This is a genomic window from Sphingorhabdus sp., assembly GCF_044239665.1.
GTDB lineage: Bacteria > Pseudomonadota > Alphaproteobacteria > Sphingomonadales > Sphingomonadaceae > Sphingorhabdus_B.
In genome coordinates this window covers 14736-30866 of record NZ_JBIIBA010000026.1, presented here as the reverse complement: position 1 = coordinate 30866, position 16131 = coordinate 14736, and the positions used below count along the sequence as shown (strand labels likewise).

Genomic DNA, 16131 nt, shown 5'->3' with positions numbered 1-16131 from the left:
GCGCAAATATTGGCTCGCCCAGTTCCTTCTGGTGCTGCTCATTTGGCCGCTTGACCAACAAGACGCCAGCGCCGCCCGAGACATGGTAGAGCCAGATTTCGCCTGTTCCCAGCGAACGACCGGTGGTTAAATGCTTCTTGGCGGCAATGAAGCGGCCATCGGGGCTCCAGCTTGGTTGATTGAGCAAGCGGAAATCCTCTTTGCTCAATTGCCGTTTGTCCGAACCGTCGCGGTTCATGATCCAGATATTGTCACCGCCACCCCGGTCAGAGGTAAAGGCAATGCGGTTTCCGTCCGGCGAAAAACGCGGCTGGGTTTCAAACGGCAGACCTTCGGATATGCGCGTTGGCGTCCCACCAGTTACAGGAATGATGTAGATATCGCCAAGCAGATCGAACGCAATCGTTTTGCCATCGGGGCTGACATCAAGGTTCATCCATGAACCCTCATCGGTATCGATGCTGATCTGGCGCACTTTCAAGCCCGGAGGCGCAGCGACATCCCATTTCGGGGCTTTGTCATTGGCGGCCGCTTGGGCAAATGCGCTTGTCGGCAGGATCGCCGCGCTCAGTAGCAAAATCGACTTAATGTAATTTTTCACAGATTGGCTCCCCTGCCATTTTTGTTGGGTGACAAGCTGTCACGCCTAGCGACAGACTGCAAGCCCGCATCACCCGTTCGACAAAGCGAACCCAGCGTGGCGCGAACGACACTGGCGACGAAAAAGGGAAGCGCGTCGGCGGCTGACGACAGCCAACCGACGCATGCCAGATATTCTGGTTATACTTTATCGAACGGTGACGGTCACCGCGCGGCGGTTTTGCGCCCAGGCTTGCTCGTCCGATCCCAAGGCCGATGGCCGCTCTTTGCCATAGCTGACGGTCTGAATACGGCTGGCATCAACACCAATGGAAACGAGGAAATTTTTGGCGGAGTTCGCGCGGCGCTCGCCCAAGGCCAAGTTATAGTCGCGGGTGCCGCGTTCATCGGCATGGCCTTCGACGGTGATGCGCGTATTTGGATATTGCGCCAACCATTGCGCCTGACGCTGCAACACGTCCTGATCTTCGGCATCGACGTTGAAACGGTCGGTTTCAAACAAGATGCGATCGCCATATTGGCCAACCTGTTGCAGGAAATCTTCCTGACTACCGGGCATAATCTTGTTCGCACCTGCATTTGGGTCCACCGGCGGTGTCTGGCCATAATCGGTGCCTTCTGCGGCCGGCGGCAGTACATCGACCGCCTTTTTGGCGCAGCCAGCAACAAGCGCGGTAGATACCAACAAAAGGGCTGCCATTTTGGTCGTGTTTTTTGTCATGATCTTCTCCTTAAGCTTCGCCCGACATCCTGTCGGGATATATATGAGAGGGAAACTTCATTAGGGCAATACAGGTCCCCATGCCGGGTCGGAACCATCGATGGGCGTGGGCAATTGGCGTTCGTTGGAACCGGTGAGGTCAACTTGCCAGATACTTGTTTTACCACTTCCTTTGGCCGTGCGGAAGAATTGGATAACACGGCCATTGGGTGCCCATGTCGGTGCCTCGTCTTGCCAGCTATTGGTCAGCAGCCGTTCGCCCGAACCGTCCGGGCGCATCGTGCCGACGCGGAAATCACCGGCGATGCGCGTAAAGGCAATCAAGTCTGCGCGCGGGCTCCATTCGGGCGTGGCGTAACGACCCCCGCCAAAGCTGATCCGGCGTTGGTTGCTGCCGTCGGCGTTCATGACATAGATTTGCTGGCTGCCCGAACGGTCGCTTTCAAACACGATCTGGCGGCCATCGGGGGAAAAGCTGCCGCCAACATCGATGCCGGGCGAGCTGGTCAGCTTCACCGGCGTGCCGTTGCCGTTCGCCGAAATCTTGTAGACGTCGGTATTTCCCGAAACCGCCATCGAATATAATATCGTCTGGCCATCGGGTGACCAGCGCGGCGCGAAGGTGGGGCTGTTGGATTGCGTAATCAGACGCTGACGCCCGGCATCAATGTCATAGACATAAATACGCGGGTTCCCGTCGACATAAGATAGATATAAAATGGATTTATAATTAGGCGAAAAACGCGGCGTCAGCGCGGTCGATTGGCCATTGGTGATGAAGCGATGGTTTGCGCCATCCGAATCCATAATCGCAAGCCGCTTTATCCGTTTATTCTTGGGACCGCTTTCGGCGATATAGGCAATGCGGCTGTCGAAAAAGGGCAGTTCGCCGGTTAGCCGTGAATAGATCGCATCGGCGCATTTATGCGCGGCCCTGCGCCAGTCGCGCGGCGGCACGTTGAAACCAAGTCGCGTGGTTTCACTGCCAAAGCCAACATCGTAAAGATAACAGCCAACGGTCAAATTGCCATCGCCGCCCACGCGGACAAAGCCTTGCACCAATTGTTCGACCGGACGCGCTTTCCAATAACCAAATTGCGGCGCGGTAACTTCCGCTAAGCCAATCATGCGCAGGCCATTTGGCCCTTGGGTTTCAAAGACGCCCGATGCGCGCAGGTTGGAGGAGATAACCTCTGCAATTTGGCGGCCCAGCGCCGCGCTATTGCCCGCTGGCGTGTCGGCGGGCGACGGCGCAACCAAAGCAGGGACCGCGATGGAGCGGGTTTTGGCGGTGTCAAATTCGACCAATTCCGGCTCATCCGACGCAGGCGGCGCAGGGGCAGGGGTTTGCGCCATCGCAGCTTGCGTGCCCAAGAATAAAAGCAGGAAAGACGCCAGTTTCCGGTTGAACGCGAAGAGTGACATATATCTCATTCCTTTATCCCGTGGCGCGCAAACGCAGCGCGTGGTTTTTCCAAACGTCATGATATTCAGGATCAAGCCCGTCATAAGGTGATGCTGCGCGCACGGCTTGCAGGATGCAATCTTTCAACAGACCTGCCTGCGGCTGGTTGCTGTCATTTTGGCCAGTTTGCTTGTCAAAACGTACCGACGTTAATCTACCCGATATATCCAAGCTTAACGTCACGAACGTCTCTATCTTGTTGATGTCGACACCCGTTGGCGCGCAGGCACGCACGCGCCCGCGTATTTGGCCGGCGATGCTGACACCGACGGAGCGGCGCACTTCGGTGGCGGTTTTGGCGGCTGGCGTGCCCACGGCTTTGCCCGCGCCGGGGGCCTTTCCGATATTGTTAATGCTCTCTTCAAAACTGCGGCTGAGGCCGCCCGGTTTGGCCGGCGTGGTGCCTTTGCCGCTGGCGGTCGGGGCTTTGACGGTTTTGGGCGGCGCGGCGGCAGCCGTTTTTACCGGCTTGGCCGCGGCCTTGGTAACAGTTGGAGCCGTCTCTGCTTTTGCGGGTTTAGGCAGCGGCTTGGTCTGCGGCTTTTCCACCGGCTTTTCGATCTTCATCACAGGTGTCGGGGCAGGCGGCGGTTCGGCGGGCGCGGTTTCACCTGCGGCGGGCGGCGCGGATTCTTCTTGGATAGCATCGGGCGCGCTCGACACATCGGCAATTTCACCGACAAGGGAAACGGAAATGGACTCTGGCTTGGGCGCAGTTTTTGCAGATGCCATCAGCCCAAGCGCGAACACACCCAGTAAAAGGGCATGGCCGCCAAGTGCGGCGCCAAATCCCAATATTTCCGTGCGATCCATTGCCATCTGCTTAGCTGTCGTTTGATGAACCGGTGGTGACTAAGCTTACGCTGTTCAACCCAGCGCGGTTTAACTCGCCCATCACGCGCATCATTTGGCCATAGCTGATCGCGGTATCCCCGCGCAGCATGATCTGGCGCGGCTTGTCCTGTGTTTGTGTAGCGGCGATTTCGCCAAGTCGTGCGCCAAGGTCGGCAGGCGCAACCTCGGTGCCATCGATGAATGTTGCGCCGTCGCGGTCAATGGCGATTTCTATGGGTTCATCCTGCTGATCCAGCGCATTGGCGCGGCTTTCAGGCAGCTCAACAGGCACGCCCGTCACCAGCAACGGCGCGGTGACCATGAAGATGATGAGCAGAACGAGCATGACGTCCACAAAGGGTGTGACGTTGATGTCCGCCATCGGCGCGCGTCGGCCCCCACGCCGCCGCCCACGTCCGCCGCCACTGCTGCTGGATGAAGTGTTCATCGCCATGCTTAAACCTCAAGCTCCAATTCCCGGCTCAACGTGCCATGAAAGCCATCGGCAAAGCGCCCCATGCGCGCTTCATATTGGTTCAGACGGTGGGAGAAACGGTTATAGGCGATGACCGCTGGAATGGCCGCGAACAGGCCAATGGCGGTGGCAAATAATGCCTCCGCAATCCCCGGCGCGACGACCGCGAGGCTGGAATTTTGCTCGGCTGCAATCGCGGCAAAGCTACGCATAATGCCCCATACCGTGCCGAACAGGCCAATGAACGGCGCGACCGAACCGGTGGTGGCCAAAAAGTTCAGGCGATTGGCAAGCCGGTCAGTTTCCGCAGCGATTGTGGCATCCATCGCCGTGGCCAGCCGCTCCCGCGTTCCGGCGCGGTCAATGTTTTTGCCTTTCGTTGACAGCCGCCATTCGGCCATGCCAGCGGCAAAGACCTTCGCAACGGGCAGGTCATTTTGGGCATGCGCCTTGGAAAAAGCAGCAATATCCGTGCTCCCCCAAAATTCACGTTCAAACGCTGTGCTTTTCCGATTGATGCCGGACATTTTCACCATGAAGCTGATGACGATTGTCCATACCCAGACGCTGGACAGCGCCAAGCCGACAATGACCGATTTGACCACCAAGTCGGCGTCCATAAACAAATCAACGGGTGAAAATCCCATATTTTGGGTCGCGATAAGCAGGCTCATGATTATCCTATTCTGCGGGTCGATGGAGTATCGGCTGGAACGCGGCAACCCAATGGGCAGGTTGTCGGCGGGCCTTGCCGTCGGGTGAAACAAAGGCGGCGGTCACCCGCGCTTCGGTCAGTATGTCGTTGCCGCGCATGACGGTTTGATGAATGTCGCAACTGGCCGCGCGGACGGCTTCAACGGTGCTGATGATGACTAACGCATCATCAAAATACGCAGGCCGGCGATATTTGATCTGCATCTCGGTCACGGCATAGGCGCCCTGACCCTCGGCATGTACACGGCGCTGATCAATCCCGACACAGGCCAGCATATCGGAACGCGCCCGCTCCATGAAATGCAGATAGCGCGCATGATAGACCACGCCGGACAAATCGGTGTCTTCAAAATATACGCGCACAGCAAAATAGTGGCGCGTGCCGTCAAAATGGCCTTGATAGGGTTGCGGCATGGACATTGCGTCCTTGCTTAACCTTTGTGGAGTCCGGCGGGAAGGGGTTTTAGGGTCAGGACCACTTAAATCCACCTTCGCGGCGTCAAAATGGCAAAGATATCGAAGGAAAATGTCCGCCGCAGGCAGTTATTCTGCCTGCAAGGGCATTTTGCTTTGAGATCGAAGCCATTTTGGCGTCCTTCGGATTTGACCCATACTGTCCATTGCTACGTTGGCAAGCTTGGACTTAGAACCACTAAGCCCTGCGCTTACCGCCTTGCACTGAACAAAATGGCCTCAAACCGCGAAGGTGGATTTAAGTGGTCCTGACCCTAAAAAGCGCCTGCAATTGGTCGCCTAAGACACTCGGAATGTCTTTATGTATCAAACAATCCGTCTTGGGACCCGGCGGGCGGGTTGAGGCCAAGATGTTTCCAGCCCGGCGCATTAAGGCAGCGGCCACGCGCGGTGCGCGCGATCAGGCCCAATTGCAGCAAATAAGGCTCCACCACATCCTCAATGGTGTCTCGCGGTTCAGACAGGCCAGCGGCCAGCGCCTCAACGCCCACGGGGCCGCCACGGTAAATGTCGGCGATCATATGCAGATAACGCCGGTCCATCGCGTCCAGCCCAAGCGCATCGACCTCCAACCGGTTGAGCGCATTATCGGCGATTTTGGCGGTGACAACCGGCTCGCCCGCGACATTGGCAAAATCGCGCACACGGCGCAGCAAGCGTCCGGCGATACGCGGTGTTCCGCGCGCCCGCTTGGCAATCTCGTTCGCGCCATCGGGGGCAATGCCCAGATCCAACAACCGCGCGGCGCGGGTGACGACCAGCTCCAGCTCGGCATGCGTATAGAAATTCAGCCGCACCGGAATGCCAAAGCGGTCCCGCAATGGCGTGGTCAGCAAACCCTGCCGCGTGGTCGCGCCGACAAGCGTAAACGCAGGCAAATCAATCCGCACCGAGCGCGCCGACGGCCCTTCGCCGATCATGATATCGAGCGCACGGTCCTCCATCGCAGGGTAAAGGATTTCTTCGACGACGGGGCTTAGGCGATGGATTTCGTCAATGAACAAGACGTCGCCATCTTCCAAATTGGTGAGCAACGCCGCCAGATCACCAGATTTAGCGATGACGGGGCCAGATGTTGCGCGAAAACCAACGCCCATTTCTTTTGCGACAATTTGCGCCAAGGTCGTTTTGCCAAGACCCGGCGGGCCAAAGAACAGCACATGGTCCAATGGCTGCCCCCGCCCCTTCGCCGCCTCAATAAACACCCGCAAATTGTCGCGCGCGGCGGCCTGCCCGATAAATTCGGCAAGCGTTTTTGGACGAAGCGCGGCGTCGATGTCTTCGGGCCGTTTGTCGGGGGTGGTGAGGCGGTCGTCGTCAGTCATGCGGGCATCTCACCGTCAGTTTGTAATTGCCCGATGGACCCTGAAACACATTCAGGGTGACGGCGTGGGGGTTTGAATTCATGTGAAACATTTTACCAAAATTTACGCCACCCCAGTAACAATTTACGTCACCCTGAACTTGTTTCACCTTCGGTGACTGTCGTTCCAGGGTCCATTTTGAGACGCCAGACTTACAGGGGCGCGTAGTTGGAGCAAAGAGTAAACTCACCGCGATGCCCCCTTCAATGCCTGTTTTGCGTCCACTGCATGATGCAAAATGCGCACAATGAGGACCATCTCATCATGGACAACGTAAAAGATGCGGTGCCGACGATGCATCATACAACGATATGCCTTTCCATATTTGGAGGCTTCGCTGCCTGCGAGAGGGTAATCCTTTAACAGCGCAAAGACTTTGTCGAACCCATGCATATAGGCCTCGCCAATTTCCTCTCCAAATTGCGTCAGACTATATTCGTCAATGGCACATAAGTCAGCAACGGCAGCATTCGAAAATGAAACTTCAGCCACGCCTTGCACGCCGTCTGGCGATAATGTTTGCGATAATCGTTTCCGGCTCTTCATCGGAAATTCCGGAAGCCTCGCCTTCCGCCAGCATGGTTTTCACCCATTCGATATCATCGGGCTCAGATTCCTGATCGCGACGAACGAGATCACGCATATAGTCACTCGCGCTTGAATATCGACCTTCCGTAACGCGGTGATCAATCCAGCTTTTAAGCGCAGGCGGAATAGATATGTTTAATTGGGCCATAATATCCTTATACATTTCTGTAGGAATTTGTCTATCACTCACCGCGATGCCCGCTTCAACGCTAGCCGCACGAGCGCATCTAAGGTCGCATCGGGGCCCAACTCCTCAACGGCTTGCGCCACGGTATTGCCGGCGTCACTCGGCTTGAAGCCCAGATTGGCGAGCGCCGACATGGCGTCTTGCGCGTGGTTGCCGTTCGCGGCGCTGGTCGCCATCAACTTCGCGCCGCCGCCGAGACCGGCCAAAGCGCCGACCTTGTCTTTCAATTCATTGACGATGCGGCTGGCAAGTTTTGGCCCGACGCCATTGGCGCGCGCCACCATCGCGGCATCGCCGCTGCCGATGGCGAGGGCCAAGTCCTGCGGTTCTATTGCGGACAATATCGCCAGGCCAACCTTGCCGCCGACGCCTTGCACACCCGTCAGCAATCGGAACCAGTCGCGTTCTTCGCGGGTGGCAAAGCCGATGAGGCGCATGTCATTTTCCGACACCTGCATTTCGGTAAAGACGGTGGCAAAATCGTCGGTCTTGCCCAAGGCCGATAGCGTCCGCGCACTGGCCTGCACCAGATAGCCGACGCCGTTGACGTCAATCACCAGATGGTCAACGCCGGTTTCATCAATGCGGCCATACAGCTTTGCAATCATGTTTGCGGGTTAGCTGTTCATTGCCAAATCGGCAAGCAAAAGAGAACATCGCGGGAACAGGGCCGAATTTATTCACGCAGAGAACGCAGAGATTAAAATATGTAATTTTATGGGCCAGCTACTCTGCGCCCTTTGCGCCTCTGCGTGAACTTATCAACCGCGCACATGATGCGCATGCGTGATCGCCACCGCCAACGCATCGGCCGCATCTGGTCCGGCGAGCTTTAAGCCCGGCAACAGGATGCGCAGCATGGCCTGCACTTGCTCTTTTTCGGCTTTGCCAGTGCCTACGACCGATTTCTTCACCAGCCGCGCGGCATATTCGGTGACGGGCGTGCGGTTGCGCGCCGCCCCCAGCAGCACGACGCCGCGCGCTTGGCCAAGTTTCAGGGTCGATTGCGGGTTTTTGTTAACGAACACCTCTTCGACCGCAGCATAATCGGGACGGAAGTGATCGAGCACTGCGCTCAATTTTTCATCCAAAAGCACAAGGCGGTTCGCCAATGGCAATTTGGCGTCGGTTACAATCTCGCCATTGTCGATGTGGGAAAGACGATTGCCTTCCTTACGGATAACGCCCCAGCCGGTGGTTCCCAGGCCGGGGTCAAGCCCAAGGATGATCATGACGATATCATCATCCCAATTTCGCCATGACCTCATCCGACACGTCGTAATTGCCCCATACGGTCTGAACGTCGTCATCGTCTTCCAACGCGTCGATCATCTTCAGCAAGGTTGCGGCATTGGCTTCGTCAACTTCGACCAAAAGCTGTGGTTTCCATGCGAGTTTTGCGCTTTCGGCTGCACCGAGCGTGGCTTCAAGTGCCTTGGCCACTTCGTGCAGCGCCTCCATGCTGGTCCAGATATTGTGCTCGTCTTCGGTTGACTCGACATCTTCGGCGCCCGCTTCCAATGCGGCCTCAAACACGCTGTCGGCATCACCCGCGCTGACGGGATAAGTGATCAGGCCCATGCGATCGAACCCGTGGCTCACCGCGCCCGAAGCGGCCAAATTGCCACCATTTTTACTGAATGCGGTGCGCACATTGGTCGCGGTGCGGTTGCGATTGTCGGTGAGTGCTTCAACGATGATTGAAACCCCACCGGGGCCATAGCCTTCATAACGCATTTCGTCGTAGCTTTCGGCGTCGCCGCCAATTGCCTTGTCGATGGCGCGCTGGATATTATCCTTGGGCACCGACTGCGCCTTGGCGGCATTGACCGCAAGGCGCAGGCGCGGGTTCATGTCCGGATCGGGCATGCCCATCTTCGCCGCAACGGTAATTTCACGCGAAAGTTTGGAAAATTGCGCCGAACGCTTCTTGTCCTGCGCGCCTTTACGATGCTGGATATTCTTGAATTTGCTATGGCCTGCCATGGCTCTGCTCTTCTCTGGCTAAAGGATAGGATGCCGCGCCCTTACATCAGGCACGCGCCATTGGGCAAGTCATGTGCTTCAGCTTAGCTTTATTGTAGCCCCCGTCGCTGTGATCATCATCATGCCCCAATTCTTTCATCAAGAAGGTGTTGGTAAAATCGTCATCCTGAACTTGCTTCAGGATAACAAATTACCGCTGCCTGTTATCCTGAAACAAGTTCAGGATGACGAGGGCGTTAGTCCGGAAATGCCACGGAGATTTAAATTGCCTCATGTTGCTGTTGGGAAACTTTAGACCAGGCAACTGTCATGAGCGCCGTCAAAAGGATAAATTGGATAAACTCGAGTAATGTAGACCCGATTGTGAGCATTATGGTTTGAGGGCTGATAACTCCGGGTTCAACAAAAGATATGAGAACGTCGGCTGCCCCCCATAAACCGGCCGAAATTGCGGCATTTGCCAGTCCCAATTCCAAGTAGAATCGGCGACAGCCTTCAAGAGTTTTTCCAAATGAAATTCCGTTTGCACCTATTACTTGGCCAGTCGTGTGTACCAACATAGGCGAGGCCAGCGAGGCCATTACCGCAGTCCCAACGAGAAAAAGCAGGCGGGCAAGCTCGTGGTCCAGAGCATTAACACCCCAAATCCCAAATACGATGGCGATTGGAATTCCAATATAAATCAGAGCGCTTAAGATTAACCAGCCTATCCAGCCTTCGATGCTGCCGCGTTGTGAGTCGGGGGCGCCGCTCATTGATCGGGTCACCCTCCATTGCGCGATTATCACAGCAATGAGCAGCGCAAGCGATAAAATCACCAATGCTATTCGAGTTCCATCTCCGGTCTCACTGAACAGCAAAGCGATGTCTGATGCTATATAAGCGGCCAGCGCTGCAAGCCAAAGCTTGGGCGCAACGCGCGCTGAAAACAAACGATCAGCAGCTTCAGAATATAAGGTCATACATCCTCCAATTCCATCCCGACAGTTATTGTGGCAGAATTGAGGTGTCGTGATAAGTATCTATGAATAAATGTAAAAAAATTTACAAGCTGCAGCTATCCTAATTCAGTTTCACCGCAGTCCCCAAAGCGGTGACCACCATCATGCCCCAATCCTTTCATCAAGAAGGTGTTGGTAAAATCGTCATCCTGAACTTGTTGTGGCTCTACCAGCCTACGGCTCCAGGATAACAAATTACCGCTGCTTGTTATCCTGAAACAAGTTCAGGATGACGAGGGCGTTTGTTCAGGGTGACGAGGGGTGTTAGTTCAGGGTGACGAGCGGGCGTTTGTTCAGGATGACGAGCGAGCGTTGGCTTAGGACGATTAATCCTTTTTGACCTTCATGCTCGGCCAAAAATCCTTTTTCAATTACGCCAGACCAAGCGCCGATTTGTAAGTATCTAAAATCGCTTCCATTTCCTGACGGTCGTCTTGGCTCATTTTGCGCAAGCGGACGATTTGGCGCATGATTTTTGCGTCATAGCCTTGGCTCTTGGCTTCCGAATATACGTCGCGAATGTCGTCAGCGATGCCCTTTTTCTCTTCTTCCAAACGTTCGATGCGTTCAATGAACAGACGCAGTTGATCAGCGGCGATATTGCCCTCGGCCATGATATTTCCCCTATAAGTTGGACGGGGGATAAAGCCCCGAATCAGAATGGCACTCGCTTAGAACATGAACCTCGGCCCGTCATGCTGAACTTGTTTCACTTGCGGTGATAAACGTTCCAAATTCTTAAGAACCAGCAGTTGGCAGAACCCATATGCATCGACTTTGCGCGCCACGAACCGGGCCGCGCGCGTTTATTCCGGCGGGAAGGCTTGTCGTTTTCCGTTCAGCTTATGCACAACACCGCGGCGCATTACGAAATCGACAGTCTCCAACAAAGTCACATCCGCGAGCGGGTTGCCGTTTACCGCAATGATGTCGGCATCACGCCCGGGCAAAATGGCACCAATGGGGCGCTCCAGTTCTTCTGCATTGTCTATCGTCGCGGCCTTAATGGCTTGCATCGGGGTCATGCCCGCCTTGATCATCAACGCAAATTCTTTGGCATTTTCGCCATGTGGCGCCACGCCGGAATCGGTACCGAACAAGATGCGCACGCCAGCTTTTACCGCCCGTGCAAAGCTGTCGGCGTGGGCTAAGCTTGCTTCTTCTGCCTTTGCCAATTGTGGGGCAGGGGCATCGCCGCGTCGGGCTTGGGCAAGCGCCGCGATGGGGGCGACTGCGGTTGGTACCAATGCCGCACCTTCGGCCTTGAACAATTTGGCAGTTTCGTCATCGATAAAGCTACCATGCTCGATGGAATCGACGCCAGCGCGCAAGGCGGCATCAATGCCTTCTTTGCCATGGGCATGGGCCGTAACTTTTCGGCCAAAGCTGTGGGCCGTATCGACGATGGATTTCATTTCCGCATCGGTCATTTGCTTACCAAGGCCGCCGGCTATGTTTGATCGAACCCCGCCTGTGGCCGCAAATTTGACAACTTCCGCGCCGACCGAAATTTGCGCGCGGACGGCACTGGCGCATTGGTCCGATCCGTCGCACATATTGCTGCGCTCCGCGACGACTGCCTTGGTATATGCGCGGTTTAAGCCGTTCACGCCGCCATGCCCGCCGGTGACGGAGATCATCGATCCTGCAGGAATAATAGTTGGGCCCGAGATGACGCCGCTGTTCACCGCATCGCGCAGGCTGGAGGTTGTCCGGCCATCGCCGCCAAGGTCCCGTATTGTGGTAAAGCCTGCCTCCAAGGTGCGGCGCGCATTGCCTTGGGCAATGACAAAAATGTCTTCGACATCGCGTTGCCCGCTTTCGAGCCGACTGCGCAGCAGATTGTCGTCGCTGGAAATATGGACATGCATGTCGATCAGCCCGGGTAATACAAATTGGGTTTTTAGATCGACGACGCGCGCATTGCTCTCGGCCGCGACAAATCCGTCCCGTATTTCGGCGATCTTACCGTCGCGTATGATGATGGTTGAAGCACCACGCGGGGATTTTCCGGGCTGATCCAGCAATTGGCCCGCATGAATATAGGTCGTATCGACCGTTTGCGCCGCAACTGGTGTCGCTGCAAGCAACACGGCCACGGATAAAATTGCGTGCTTCATAATTGCCTCCCTTTTTGAGTTCGCCGGCGTCGATGGTTAGCCGTGCGGTTTATTTTTCGCCACGCTTTCTTTCATGCGCGCTAACTGCTCCGGTGTTGCTTCATTCTGGAAGTTTGCCTTCCACTCTGCGGCGGGCATGCCGTGGATCATCTCGCGCGCTTCGTCTTTCGTCAACTGCCCGTCTGCCTCCATCACCCAATCGGCCAAGCAATTACGGCAAAAGCCGGCAAGGCCCATGAGGTCAATATTCTGCGCATCATGCCGGTGCTGCAAATGGGCAACGAGGCGGCGAAATGCAGCGGCGGCGGCGGCGTCTGAAATATGTGTGTGCTGTTGCATAGCTATGCGCCCTTTCCGTTGTTGGCTTGTCGCGTTATGGGGCGTTCGAATTTTAAAATCCATATCGCGGAGCCAATTTCATGCAATATCATAAACCCCGCATGCGCAAGGTCCGCATTTTGGCGACATTGGGACCCGCCAGCGATACGCCCGAGATGATCGAAAAACTGTTTCGCGCAGGCGCCGATGCTTTCCGCATCAACATGAGCCATGGCGATCAAGCCGACAAGGCGCAGTTAATTGCCCATATCCGCGGGCTGGAGAAAGCCTATAACCGGCCAACGACGATATTGGTTGACTTGCAAGGTCCCAAATTGCGGGTCGGAACCTTTGCCGATGATAAGGTCGAATTGCACAGTGGGCACAATTTCCGGCTCGACACCGACACAGCGCCGGGCGACGCGCATCGTGTCCATTTGCCGCATCCGGAAATCTTTGCCGCACTTGAAGTCGGCGCACGGTTGCTACTCGACGATGGTAAGCTGGTCTTGCGCGTCACCGAAATTGGCCCTGAACATATCAACACCAGAATCGAAGTTGGCGGGATGTTGTCGAACCGCAAGGGGTTGAATGTCCCTGATGTTGTGGTGCCGATTGCTGCGTTGACCGAGAAGGACCGTTCGGACCTTGCCTTTGCGTTGGCGCAAGGTGTGGATTGGATCGCGATGTCCTTCGTGCAGCGGCCTGAGGATGTGGCCGAAGGCAAGAAGCTGATTGGTAATAAGGCGGCTTTGCTGGCCAAAATTGAAAAGCCTGCCGCCATCGGACGGTTGGAAGAAATCCTTGAGCTTGCCGATGGTGTTATGGTTGCGCGCGGCGACTTGGGCGTGGAATTGCCGCCTGAACAAGTGCCGCCGCTGCAAAAGAAGATTGTGTCGACCGCACGGCGCATGGGCAAGCCCGTCGTGGTGGCAACACAAATGCTCGAATCGATGATTGTTTCACCCTCACCGACACGGGCCGAGGTTTCGGACGTGGCCACCGCGATTTACGATGGTGCAGACGCCGTCATGTTATCGGCAGAAACGGCAGCTGGGGCGTGGCCGATTGAGGCGGTGTCGATCATGGACCGCATTGCGCAACAGGTGGAGGGCGATCCGGATTTCTTCAAACGTATCCATTTCACCGAAACCCCCGCAGACGGCACGACCGCCGACGCCTTGGCCGAGGCCAGCGGACATATTGTCGACACCGTGGAAACCAGCGCTATCGTCTGCTTCACATCGTCCGGATCGACCGCGCGCCGCATTTCGCGCGAACGTCCTGCCGTGCCCTTGTTGGTCCTGACCGCAAGCCAGACGACCGCGCGTCTCTTAGGTCTATTATGGGGCGCCTTTGCCGTGCGGACGCGCGACATTGGCTCGTTTGAAGAAATGGTCGCCAAAGGCAAGCGCATGGCGCTGCGTTACCATCTGGGCGTTGCCGGTGGCCGGATCATCATCATGGCCGGCGTGCCGTTTGGAACGCCGGGGTCGACCAATGTGCTGCACATCGTCCGCCTAACGGGTGACGAATTGAAAGGGCATTAAGCGCCCGCGGTCCGATTAGGGTAGAAGCAAGCTGCTGTCGCCATAGCTGTAGAAGCGATATTCATGGGCGATGGCGTGCGCATAAGCCGCCTGCATGGTCTCGCGCCCCATTAGGGCGCTGATGAGCATGAACAAGGTTGATTTTGGCAGATGGAAATTGGTCATCAGGCCGCCAATCGCCCTAAACCGATAACCGGGCGTGATGAAGATATCAGTGTCGCCTTCAAACGGATGGACGATGCCAAAGTCGTCCGCCGCGCTTTCCACAAGGCGTAGCGACGTCGTGCCAACCGCAATCAAACGCCCGCCAGCTTCGCGTATGCTGTTGAGGCGCTGCGCGGTTGGGGCATCGATGCTGCCCCATTCGCTGTGCATGCGGTGCTCGGTGGTGTCATCGGCCTTCACCGGAAGGAAGGTGCCCGCGCCGACATGCAGCGTCAGGGTCGCCGTTTCGATGCCCGCTGCGTGCACCGCCTCCATCAATTCTGGCGTGAAATGCAACGACGCAGTCGGCGCGGCCACTGCGCCATCCTTTTGCGCGAACATCGTTTGATAATCCTGCGCATCGCGTTCGTCGGTTGCCCGCTTGCCCGCGATATAGGGCGGCAGGGGCATGGTGCCTGCGCGATGCAGCAGGATTTCGACAGGCTCATCCCCTTCGAAAAACAACGTGAAGCTGCCGTCGTCATGGCGTTCTTCGGATATGGCCGTGACGCCTTGGCCGAAATCAATCACATCGCCGGGGTGCAGGCGTTTGGCGTTGCGGATAAAGGCCTGCCAACGGCGCAGGTCGATCCGTTTGTGCAAGGTCGCGCCGATGGAGGCATCGCCGCGCCGCCCCTGAAGCTGCGCCGGAATGACCCGTGTATCATTGAAGATCAGGCAATCGCCCTTGCGCAACATCTGCGGCAGGTCGCGTACCACATGATCCGCCAGTGCAGCATCACCGCCCACGCATAACATGCGCGCTGAATCTCGTGGCGAGACGGGGCGCAACGCAATCCGCTCGGGCGGAAGCTCGAAATCAAATAGATCAACACGCATGGGTGAACGCTTTACGCTTATCCAGCGCTTAGCTGGTCGACAGTGATGGGGGCTTCGGCTGGTGGCGCTTGCGCTGGTGACGGAGCAAATGCAGGGGGTGGTACATTATCGGCCGCAATAGAGGCCTGAAGCACCTTGGCGGGGTTCAAAGGCGGCTCGCCACGTTCAATGGCGTCGACAAATTGCATGCCCGATGTCACGCGGCCAAAGACCGTATATTTGTTATCCAGGCTAAAGCGCGGTTGGAAGCAGATGAAGAATTGGCTGTTCGCGGTATCGGGATCGTTCGTCCGCGCCATCGACACCGTGCCGCGTAAATGCGGAATGCGGTTAAATTCGGCCTTCAGGTCGGGCAGTTCAGAGCCGCCTTGGCCCGTGCCCGTTGGATCCCCAGTCTGCGCCATGAAGCCATCGATCACGCGGTGAAAGACGACGCCATTATAAAAGCCCTGTCGCGTCAGCGTCTTTATACGCTCGACATGGGCAGGGGCGTCGATTGGGAACATTTGAATCGTGACACGGCCGCCTGTGGACAGATCTAAGACCAAGATATTCTCAAGGTCTGGCGTGGCAGGGCCAAGCGCCGCCGTTTGCGCGAAGGCTGGCGACACAGCAAAGGCAAAAATGCCGGACACAAACAATATGAGCTTCGAAAATAAAGAGCGTAGGGACATTAATGAAGTGCCTCTG

The 16131-nt window shown here is 56.5% G+C and carries 20 protein-coding genes; 1 reads left to right on the top strand and 19 read right to left on the bottom strand.

Annotation, left to right across the window (positions count from 1 at the left end):
* The 17 genes from ACILP3_RS08520 to ACILP3_RS08440 all read right to left on the bottom strand — a co-directional run.
* Positions 1–559, bottom strand: a 559-nt coding sequence (locus tag ACILP3_RS08520) for a TolB family protein (protein WP_395616230.1), incomplete at its 3' end; no start/stop codon positions are given.
* 228 nt (positions 560–787) lie between these two features.
* Entirely contained in the window at positions 788–1321 is a 534-nt protein-coding gene (gene pal / locus ACILP3_RS08515) for a peptidoglycan-associated lipoprotein Pal (RefSeq protein WP_395616228.1), read from the bottom strand.
* Positions 1322–1381: 60 nt separating this feature from the next.
* Positions 1382–2746, bottom strand: coding sequence for a Tol-Pal system beta propeller repeat protein TolB (gene tolB, locus ACILP3_RS08510; protein ID WP_395616227.1), 1365 nt, complete (start codon positions 2744–2746; stop codon positions 1382–1384).
* A 13-nt stretch (positions 2747–2759) separates the two neighbouring features.
* Positions 2760–3599, bottom strand: coding sequence for a hypothetical protein (locus ACILP3_RS08505; RefSeq protein WP_395616226.1), 840 nt, complete (start codon positions 3597–3599; stop codon positions 2760–2762).
* Positions 3600–3609: 10 nt separating this feature from the next.
* Complete coding sequence (gene tolR / locus ACILP3_RS08500; protein WP_395616225.1) at positions 3610–4074, bottom strand: protein TolR; 465 nt, start codon at positions 4072–4074, stop codon at positions 3610–3612.
* Between the two features lie 2 nt (positions 4075–4076).
* Complete coding sequence (gene tolQ / locus ACILP3_RS08495; RefSeq protein ID WP_395616224.1) at positions 4077–4769, bottom strand: protein TolQ; 693 nt, start codon at positions 4767–4769, stop codon at positions 4077–4079.
* Between the two features lie 7 nt (positions 4770–4776).
* Positions 4777–5229 carry a YbgC/FadM family acyl-CoA thioesterase gene (locus ACILP3_RS08490; RefSeq protein ID WP_395616223.1) on the bottom strand — a complete coding sequence of 151 codons (453 nt, stop codon included), beginning with the start codon at positions 5227–5229 and terminating at the stop codon, positions 4777–4779.
* Between the two features lie 353 nt (positions 5230–5582).
* The gene (gene ruvB / locus ACILP3_RS08485) at positions 5583–6608 is read right to left on the bottom strand and encodes a Holliday junction branch migration DNA helicase RuvB (RefSeq protein WP_395616222.1); all 1026 of its coding nucleotides are present in this window, start codon (positions 6606–6608) and stop codon (positions 5583–5585) included.
* 225 nt (positions 6609–6833) lie between these two features.
* Positions 6834–7139, bottom strand: coding sequence for a type II toxin-antitoxin system RelE/ParE family toxin (locus ACILP3_RS08480; RefSeq protein ID WP_395616221.1), 306 nt, complete (start codon positions 7137–7139; stop codon positions 6834–6836).
* Entirely contained in the window at positions 7132–7383 is a 252-nt protein-coding gene (locus ACILP3_RS08475; RefSeq protein ID WP_395616220.1) for a type II toxin-antitoxin system ParD family antitoxin, read from the bottom strand. The genes ACILP3_RS08480 and ACILP3_RS08475 overlap by 8 nt, the downstream gene beginning before the upstream one ends.
* A gap of 38 nt (positions 7384–7421) precedes the next feature.
* Entirely contained in the window at positions 7422–8030 is a 609-nt protein-coding gene (gene ruvA, locus ACILP3_RS08470) for a Holliday junction branch migration protein RuvA (protein ID WP_395616219.1), read from the bottom strand.
* A 153-nt stretch (positions 8031–8183) separates the two neighbouring features.
* Positions 8184–8654, bottom strand: coding sequence for a crossover junction endodeoxyribonuclease RuvC (gene ruvC, locus ACILP3_RS08465; protein ID WP_395616229.1), 471 nt, complete (start codon positions 8652–8654; stop codon positions 8184–8186).
* A 10-nt stretch (positions 8655–8664) separates the two neighbouring features.
* Complete coding sequence (locus tag ACILP3_RS08460; protein ID WP_395616218.1) at positions 8665–9408, bottom strand: YebC/PmpR family DNA-binding transcriptional regulator; 744 nt, start codon at positions 9406–9408, stop codon at positions 8665–8667.
* A 260-nt stretch (positions 9409–9668) separates the two neighbouring features.
* Positions 9669–10370 carry a hypothetical protein gene (locus ACILP3_RS08455; RefSeq protein WP_395616217.1) on the bottom strand — a complete coding sequence of 234 codons (702 nt, stop codon included), beginning with the start codon at positions 10368–10370 and terminating at the stop codon, positions 9669–9671.
* A 410-nt stretch (positions 10371–10780) separates the two neighbouring features.
* Entirely contained in the window at positions 10781–11023 is a 243-nt protein-coding gene (locus ACILP3_RS08450) for a DUF2312 domain-containing protein (RefSeq protein ID WP_125229489.1), read from the bottom strand.
* 192 nt (positions 11024–11215) lie between these two features.
* The gene (locus ACILP3_RS08445; RefSeq protein WP_395616216.1) at positions 11216–12529 is read right to left on the bottom strand and encodes an amidohydrolase family protein; all 1314 of its coding nucleotides are present in this window, start codon (positions 12527–12529) and stop codon (positions 11216–11218) included.
* A 36-nt stretch (positions 12530–12565) separates the two neighbouring features.
* Complete coding sequence (locus tag ACILP3_RS08440; protein ID WP_395616215.1) at positions 12566–12868, bottom strand: DUF1244 domain-containing protein; 303 nt, start codon at positions 12866–12868, stop codon at positions 12566–12568.
* A gap of 80 nt (positions 12869–12948) precedes the next feature.
* Between ACILP3_RS08440 and pyk the strand changes: the two genes are divergently transcribed.
* Positions 12949–14397, top strand: coding sequence for a pyruvate kinase (gene pyk / locus ACILP3_RS08435; RefSeq protein ID WP_395616214.1), 1449 nt, complete (start codon positions 12949–12951; stop codon positions 14395–14397).
* Between the two features lie 15 nt (positions 14398–14412).
* On the opposite strand, the gene queA is transcribed toward pyk, so the two are convergent.
* Both queA and ACILP3_RS08425 read right to left on the bottom strand, forming a co-directional pair.
* Positions 14413–15441 carry a tRNA preQ1(34) S-adenosylmethionine ribosyltransferase-isomerase QueA gene (gene queA / locus ACILP3_RS08430; protein ID WP_395616213.1) on the bottom strand — a complete coding sequence of 343 codons (1029 nt, stop codon included), beginning with the start codon at positions 15439–15441 and terminating at the stop codon, positions 14413–14415.
* 17 nt (positions 15442–15458) lie between these two features.
* Entirely contained in the window at positions 15459–16115 is a 657-nt protein-coding gene (locus tag ACILP3_RS08425; RefSeq protein WP_395616212.1) for a peptidylprolyl isomerase, read from the bottom strand.
* Positions 16116–16131: the final 16 nt, after the last annotated feature.